Raw genomic sequence first — 7,586 nt, 5'->3', positions numbered from 1 at the left:
AACTAGCCGCAGGCTGTACTTGAGTACGGCAAGGCGACGTTGACGCGGTTTGAATTTGATTTTTGAAGAGTATTAGATTGCTAATTCCCTATCTAAAAAAGAGCTTGAGATAATCTCAAACTCTCCTATTATTTCAAATTCTATTTTCTTGCCATCTGTTCATCTTCTTCTAGTTGCTTAATCAATTGATCAACGCTATCGAATTTTACCATATCACGGATACGGTCCAACCAGGAAACGATGACAGTTTCCCCATAGATATCGTCGGAAAAATCAAAGATATGAACTTCAAAACGCTCTTCTTCGCCATCAAAGGTTTCATTTTTACCTAGACTCGCCATACCACGATAGACTTTTCTTTGAATTTCAACGTCAACGGCATAAACACCATCAGCTGGCATATATGTCCGATCCAAGTTGACTAGATTAGCTGTTGGGAAGCCAATAGTTCGACCTCGAGCATTTCCATGAACCACTACACCTCTCGTTGGTAAAGGGAATCCCAAAAGTTTGCCTGCTTCTTTTACATCTCCTTCTAGAATGGCTTGGCGAATGCGCGTTGAACTAATTTTCCCCTTTTCGTCCTCAACTGGTGGAACAACAACCACTTCACCATGGAAGAGTTCTTTTAAATCCTCAGCTGTTTTTCTATCTGAACCAAGAGTATAGTCAAAACCAACTACAATCGTATCTGCCTTTGCTTCCTTGACGTAGGTATCAATGAATTCTTTTGCAGTCATATTTGCTACTCGACTAGTGAAATCCATCAAATACAAGCTCTCAACTCCAGCTCGCTTCAATCGACGTTCACGTTCGCTAGCATTCAAAATATGCAATAAGTGTTCAGGTGAGTATTGATTCAGAGTTAGTTTTGGTGATTCGTTAAAAGTTACTAGAGCTACTCCCTGGCGCTTTTCAGCAGCAATGTTAGAAGCTATATCAAATAATTTTTGATGTCCAAGGTGAACTCCATCAAAATAACCAAGTACAAGGACGTTTGGTCCTGGTGTTGCAATATCTTTTTCTGTTTTAATAGGTACTGTAATAATCATAGTATTTATTATACCAGAAAAATGGCGCTTTCAAAACAATTTAGACTGAATTCAGGACATAAAACTTAGAGCAAACTTTCTCTGACTTCTTTTCGCAACATTTCTAGACTTTCGATCCCGTACTTATTCATGACTTTTGGTAGATTTTCGATAATATCTGGACAAGCATAGGGATTCGTAAAGTTGGCTGTTCCGACACCAATTGCTGAGGCACCAGCCAGATACATTTCTAAGGCCGCTTCAGCTGAATCCACTCCTCCCATACCAATGATTGGAAGCTTGGTTGTTTGAGCTACTTGACGGATTAGTTTTAGAGCTACAGGAAATACAGCAGGTCCAGACATGCCACCTGTCCCATTTGCGATAATCGGCTTTCTGGTTTTAAGGTCAAAACGCATCCCCACAAGGGTATTGATCATTGTGAGACCACTAGCTCCAGCATCTTCTACTGCTTTTGCAATAGTCACGATATCCGTCACACTAGGGGTTAATTTGACGTAAACGGGCACATCTGATGCTTCTACGGCATCCTTCACCACATCATAGGCCGACTCAGGATCTTGTCCAATTAAAAGTCCATGATTTCCATGATCGACGTTAGGACAAGAGATATTGAGCTCAATGGCTTTCACGTTAGTTGCCTTAGAAATACCATGAGAAACGGCTGCGTATTCTTGTTTTGAAAAGCCAGCAACATTGGCGATAATAGGGAGATTTGGATATTCTCTTTCAAGCCATGGTAGTTTCTCAGAGAGAACGACCTCTAAACCTGGATTTTGTAAACCAATAGCGTTGAGCATACCTGCAGGTGTTTCTGCCACTCGTGGAGTTGGATTTCCAAACCTTGGTTCAAGCGTAGTCGCCTTAATCATGATAGAGCCTAAAAGGTCTAAATCATAGTATTTGGCATATTCTTGACCAAAGCCAAAACAACCTGAAGCAGGAATGATAGGATTCTTTAATTCTAAACCTGGTAGAGAAACTTGTAATCGATTTGCAGTCATGACACTCTCCTTATAAAACTACTGTGCCTGTTTTAAATACAGGACCATCTTCACACACACGTTGACTAACTGTTTCACTTTCAGGTACTTTCAAGACGCAAGCGTAGCAAGCCCCCATACCACAGGCCATACGGGATTCAAGAGATAGATAAGCTCTTGGATGCTCGTAAAAGGTTTGATTGATATATTTCATCATACCAGGTGCACCGCATGAGTAAATTGCATCGAATTCGTTATCAAATTCCTTAATCACTACTGAGACATTTCCCTTGATCCCATAAGATCCATCATCAGTTGTCACAAAGACTTGACTATATTTGGATAATTCATATTCCAAAATAACTGCATCTTTGGTCGCAAATCCTAGAACCGTTGTAACATCTACACCACGCTCATGCAGTTGCTTAGCTACTTCAAGTAAAGGAGGCACACCAATTCCGCCACCAACTAAGAGAACACGACTATGCTGCTCTAAATCAGATAAATCAAAACCATTCCCCTGAGGTCCCATAACATCTAGGCTATCACCTGTTTTTAAGGTTGAAAAAATTGCCGTTCCAGAACCTTCGATACGATAGATAAGACGGCATTGTTTATTAGCCTTATCTATAGACGAGATTGAAATCGGACGCCGCAAGAGATGAGCATCATCAGGAACTCGTAAATGAAGAAATTGGCCTGCTTTCATAGCTTCAACCATTTCTCCTTGAAGTACTAGTTCAAAGATTGCTGGTGCGATTTCCTTTTGAGACACTACTTTCATAGTTTCCAAGCGAATAGCACCCATGCGTTTTTTACAATTTTGATTCATAAATTTTCCTCCTTAAATTTTAAGGGGTTCAGAAAAAGAAAAACCTTGCAATCGCAAGGTTTCAGTAAGATACTTACAGAAAAGAATCAAATAAACTGTGTTTATTCGAAGTTTGTGTAATCTATTTTCTATCTGACACCTTGTGAGTCTCTCTGGACTGCCCTTAAAGGTTAAATTTTCACTAGTATACTGTATCAAACCTAAAAAGTCAAGTAAAAATAGGTAAGGTATCAGTTCATAAAAGTTGCTTATTTTTGTGAAGACAGAATCTTCTCCAATTTTTGATAATCTTTGACACTGTCAATTTCGTAGATAGAATTTTCTTCCAACTCTTCTACATAAACATCTAGTTCTTTGATATTATCTTTAACCATGTTGTCCCAATAGAGGTCCACAAACTCGCCACTTGCATATGCCTTCTCAATAAATCCAACAATCTTCTCAGCTGTTGGAGCATCCCAGAATGATACACCACTCAATATGCGTCCATTTTTGCTATCGACAATAATATCTTGAACTTTGTAATCATCTCCGTAAACTAGGAACCACTCATTATCACAATCTTCACGATAAACACTGAAATAAGTTGAACGCTTGATATCATTACGGAACATATTCTTGAAAAGATAGTTATCCGCATCGATAACATAGCTGTTGGCCAAGTCTTCTTTCACCAAGTAAAGAGAGTAAAAGTTATTGTAATCAGCATACTTATCGTTGAAGACCAAACGAACCCCGTACTTTTCTTTAAGATAGTCGAATTGTTCTTTTAAATAACCAACAACGATGATGATGTCATCAATTCCACGTTCTTTTAAAAATTCAATTTGATATTCAACCAAAGGTTTTTGATTGACTTTAACCAAGGCTTTGGGTGTATTTTCTGTCATGGGTCTCAAACGAGTTCCCAAACCAGCTGCTAAGATGATCGCTTTCACGCGCTTTCTCCTTTATTCTTTAATAATAATGTAAACACCAGCCATTACGATAAGTGAAGTAATGATGGTTAGTAAATTAAGGGGCGACCCCAAGAAAATTGCTGCAAACAAAACAGTCCATACTACATAACTGACATTTAGACCAGTTGCCTTTGCTGGTTGCAATCGATTGATAGCAATGTAGTAGGCAAGATAAGAAATCATATTACATGCTGCAAAAACAATCAGAAGTCCCAACAATTGTCCGTTTGCCACTTCTGCAAATGAATGATGCGAGAAGAGAACAATAACAAGATAGGACAGGAAGGAAGTTACTTGTCGAATCAAGAGAGCTTCGAGTTCACTGAGTTCACTTTCCATAGCAAATGAGCTTAGAACACTTTCGCTTCCCCAAGCAAGAGCACAAATCAAGGCACACAGAATTCCAATATAGAAGGAATTGACTTGTTCAACCTTGTAGGTCTGGGCAATAATCCCTGCAATGATTAACAAAATTCCAAAAACTGTATTCTTAGAAACCTTGTGCTTTAGAATAAAGAAAGCAAGAAGGACAGAAACTGCAGGATAAATTGCTGAAACCGAAGAAGCTAAAGAACTACCGATATATTTAACTGCATAGAGATTAGCCTGCATACCAATCGGCCCAGCTAATAATGCTCCAATAATGACACTAACATTTCGAATGTTCAAGAAGATTGAAAAGCGTACTTTTCCTTCTTTAACTAAAAGATATCCTAGCAAGATAAAAATACTAAGAAAGTCGTGTGCTGCTGCTACTACAAAAGGTGACAGCTCTGTAAAGATTGAAAAAATATAAGCACTAATAGTTAATCCTAATCCCCAGAATACACCTGATAGTAGACCAAAGGAAACTCCATTTTTATTTTTCATCTGAACCTCCATAATATGTCAAACCTTTAACAGCTCTTTGATAACGAGTCACACCATAATCTCCAAAATCTGCACCATTTTCTTCTTTGTAAATAGTCCAAAGACTCCAAATAATGTCTTGCAAAATTTTGTAGATACGAATTTTCTCCCTAGAAACTGGTGTCTGTTCACTCTCGTAATAAGCTAGAAATTCTTCCTCTTCTTCCGGTGTAAATTCAGATTCTAGAAAGAGAGCTGCCAAATCCCACATAGGGTCATTCATGGAAGAATATTCCCAATCAATCAGATAAAGATGTCCATCTGGCGCTTCAATAAAGTTTTCTGGAACCAAATCAATATGACATGATTTCTTATCAATTCCAATTTCTTCAAGTTGGTCTTTTAGAGAAATTACCGATTTTCTAACAGCTTCATAATTTGGATAAGAGATTTCATCTTGAATCAAGGATTCATATTTTTTGATTTCCTCAAATGGAGCAAACTCTCCTTTTAATTCTTTACCAGACGCATGAATCGTTTGTAGAATTGGCGCAATCTTTTCAAATTTGGTTTTAATGATAGTTGAATCAAGCGTTTCAGCATTTTCAATGTACTGATTAACCTTAATTCCTGCTTCAATATCGAAATGATAATTTTCTACATCTAATTTTAAATCTTTCAACAATTCAAGATTGTACTTTTCATTCTGGCGGTCGATTAATTTATCCGTACCTTTACCGAAAAACTTAACGATGTACTGGTTTGAGGATGTTTTAACCAAATAGTTTTGATTGGTCATTCCACCCAACTGTTCAACGCTCTGAATTTCTTCATCACCAACTAATAAAGAAGCAATCTTTTCTTTAACGATTTCCTTCACAATAATCCTCCATTAGACTTCCCACTTAAATACTGTCTTGAAGGCAGTATTAAGGTCTGTTGCAAAAACTCGATGAATGTCCTTGATTTCTCTCACTGGTTCTTCCAGATAAATGATATTCTTCAAACGATTGGCAAACTTCTTAATCTCCATCATATGGATGGCATTTTCGAAGTCAATTCGTCCAGAACGAGAAGATCCGACTAGTAGCAAACCTTTTTCCAAGGAATCACGAGTATTGATATTAACCTTATACTCGCTAACGCCCATCATGAGAATGGTTCCCTGTGGTTTGATGTAACGAATTAAGTCATTAATAGCAGGTCCACATCCATCACCACCACAGCATTCAAAACCATGGTCAAAACTAAGATCTTCTGGGATGCTATCCGTAATGTAGAGCTCTTTAGCAAAAGAAAAGAGTTCTAATTTCTCCCAGTGGCGACCAATGACGATAATCTCTGCTTCAGGCAAGGTATAGTTGATAATATTAGCCATGACAAAAGCTAGACTACCGTCGCCAATAACTGCAATACGCTGACGTCTACTGTGAGAAACTGTCAAGAAACGATTCATGGCGTGCATGCCAACACTGACAAATTCAGTAATGGCAGCTACTGTATCTTCGATGTCCTCGTAGGGAACCACACGATCCTTAGGAAGTGATACGAATTCTCGCATAAACCCATCATAACCACTCGATAGGAAATAAGTTCCAGTCATGTAGTTCTCATAGAATTCTTCGTCACTCTGCATAGGTGGTTGATTTGGAATCATGACAACCTTCTGACCGACTTGATAAGTACCAGTTGGATCAGAAATGACCGTTCCACAAGACTCGTGGATCATAGCCATTGGAAGTTTCTTTGATAAGATTTTTGGATCACGTTTCCCTTGATAGTAGCGTTGATCCGCGTGACAAACCGCCATATAATTTGGTCGAATGAGGATTTGATTCTCTTGATCAATTTCCTCTTCCTGATATTTGATATTGATAAACTTTGGCTTTGTCAGTTGATAAATTTGATTAATCATGTCTCTAGTCTTTCTCAATCATGCTTTTAGCAATCTTCAGGTCTGTAACTGTTGTGATTTTAAGATTTGAGTATTCACCCTTAGCCAAGGCTACATCTTTCCCTTTAATGACAAAGATTTTGCATGCATCTGTCAAAATTTCTTTTTCTTCCTCTGATAAAGAACCATACAAATCGATAAAGTCTTTGCAACGGAAGGTTTGTGGAGTTTGTCCTTGATAGAGATGGGCACGGTTTGGAATATCTGTGATGAATTGTCCGTTTGTACTCTCTACAATGGTATCGACTGCTTCAACCACCGTATCAACAGCATCATGGTTTTTAGCAAGTTCAATGTTGTCTTGAATCATTCGAAGAGTAATAAAAGGACGAACTGAATCATGCGTCACCACGATATCATCTTCGGTCAATGGACGGTAAGCATCAATAGCTTCGATGATCTTTTCAATACTAGAATTTCGATCTGCACCACCTTTGGTGATGATGATACGATCTTTATGAAGCGGAAGGAATTTTTCAACTAAATCTTCAGCATGTGTAACCCAGTCCCCATGAACTCCAACTACAATCTTTTCAATACTTGGCTCCAAGACAAATTTTTCAATTGTATGGATCAAGATTGGACGATCGCCCAACTCAAGAAATTGTTTAGGTAAATTACTAATCCCCATGCGCGTGCCGGTTCCACCTGCTAAAATTCCAGCGTAGATCATTTTTATACTCCTTTAGTTCATTCTAAAAAAACTTATTGTTAACTATTATATCACAATCTAGCCCTTTATCGAAATAAATACTAGAATTCTCTAGTCAGAAAGAGGGTTGTTACATACTTTTTGGGAAGGTATCTTGAATGATAAAAAGTAGGTTTTCAAATCCATCTTTCCATTAATATAGAGTTCTTTAGAATATTATAGAAAACTTAAAGAAATCTTAAAATGAATTAAGATAGAAAAAGAGTACTAAAATTAAAAATAGACTTTTCTAGTTAAAATTGTTA

At 37.8% G+C, this 7,586-nt stretch carries 8 protein-coding genes; all 8 read right to left on the bottom strand.

Annotated features, from left to right (window positions below):
• Positions 1–140 precede the first annotated feature (140 nt).
• The 8 genes from ADH81_RS03985 to ADH81_RS03950 all read right to left on the bottom strand — a co-directional run bounded on the left by ADH81_RS03985 (position 141) and on the right by ADH81_RS03950 (position 7,302).
• Positions 141–1,052, bottom strand: a complete 912-nt coding sequence (locus tag ADH81_RS03985; protein WP_049526634.1) for a bifunctional riboflavin kinase/FAD synthetase — start codon at positions 1,050–1,052, stop codon at positions 141–143.
• A 65-nt stretch (positions 1,053–1,117) separates the two neighbouring features.
• Positions 1,118–2,056: a dihydroorotate dehydrogenase gene (locus tag ADH81_RS03980; protein ID WP_049526632.1), complete on the bottom strand. Its 939-nt coding sequence runs from the start codon at positions 2,054–2,056 to the stop codon at positions 1,118–1,120.
• A gap of 10 nt (positions 2,057–2,066) precedes the next feature.
• Positions 2,067–2,867 carry a dihydroorotate dehydrogenase electron transfer subunit gene (locus tag ADH81_RS03975; RefSeq protein ID WP_049526630.1) on the bottom strand — a complete coding sequence of 267 codons (801 nt, stop codon included), beginning with the start codon at positions 2,865–2,867 and terminating at the stop codon, positions 2,067–2,069.
• Positions 2,868–3,115: 248 nt separating this feature from the next.
• Positions 3,116–3,805 carry a CTP--phosphocholine cytidylyltransferase gene (locus ADH81_RS03970; RefSeq protein ID WP_049526628.1) on the bottom strand — a complete coding sequence of 230 codons (690 nt, stop codon included), beginning with the start codon at positions 3,803–3,805 and terminating at the stop codon, positions 3,116–3,118.
• Positions 3,806–3,817: 12 nt separating this feature from the next.
• Complete coding sequence (locus tag ADH81_RS03965) at positions 3,818–4,696, bottom strand: DMT family transporter (protein ID WP_049526626.1); 879 nt, start codon at positions 4,694–4,696, stop codon at positions 3,818–3,820.
• Complete coding sequence (locus tag ADH81_RS03960) at positions 4,686–5,555, bottom strand: phosphotransferase family protein (protein WP_049526624.1); 870 nt, start codon at positions 5,553–5,555, stop codon at positions 4,686–4,688. The genes ADH81_RS03965 and ADH81_RS03960 overlap by 11 nt, the downstream gene beginning before the upstream one ends.
• Before the next feature lie 12 nt (positions 5,556–5,567).
• The gene (locus tag ADH81_RS03955) at positions 5,568–6,590 is read right to left on the bottom strand and encodes a ribitol-5-phosphate dehydrogenase (protein WP_049526622.1); all 1,023 of its coding nucleotides are present in this window, start codon (positions 6,588–6,590) and stop codon (positions 5,568–5,570) included.
• Positions 6,591–6,594: 4 nt separating this feature from the next.
• Positions 6,595–7,302 (bottom strand): IspD/TarI family cytidylyltransferase, encoded by a 708-nt coding sequence (locus ADH81_RS03950; protein WP_049526620.1) that lies wholly within the window; start codon positions 7,300–7,302, stop codon positions 6,595–6,597.
• Between the last annotated feature and the right edge of the window lie 284 nt (positions 7,303–7,586).

This window comes from Streptococcus pseudopneumoniae, from assembly GCF_001072925.1.
GTDB classification, from domain to species: domain Bacteria; phylum Bacillota; class Bacilli; order Lactobacillales; family Streptococcaceae; genus Streptococcus; species Streptococcus pseudopneumoniae_Q.
This window is presented reverse-complemented; position numbering and strand designations above follow the sequence as displayed.

Bases quoted from the DNA above. Each gene is read 5' to 3' on its own strand.
- ADH81_RS03985 (WP_049526634.1), bottom strand. From the start codon at position 1,052: ATGATTATTACAGTACCTATTAAAACAGAAAAAGATATTGCAACACCA.
- ADH81_RS03980 (WP_049526632.1), bottom strand. From the start codon at position 2,056: ATGACTGCAAATCGATTACAAGTTTCTCTACCAGGTTTAGAATTAAAG.
- ADH81_RS03975 (WP_049526630.1), bottom strand. From the start codon at position 2,867: ATGAATCAAAATTGTAAAAAACGCATGGGTGCTATTCGCTTGGAAACT.
- ADH81_RS03965 (WP_049526626.1), bottom strand. From the start codon at position 4,696: ATGAAAAATAAAAATGGAGTTTCCTTTGGTCTACTATCAGGTGTATTC.
- ADH81_RS03955 (WP_049526622.1), bottom strand. From the start codon at position 6,590: ATGATTAATCAAATTTATCAACTGACAAAGCCAAAGTTTATCAATATC.
- ADH81_RS03950 (WP_049526620.1), bottom strand. From the start codon at position 7,302: ATGATCTACGCTGGAATTTTAGCAGGTGGAACCGGCACGCGCATGGGG.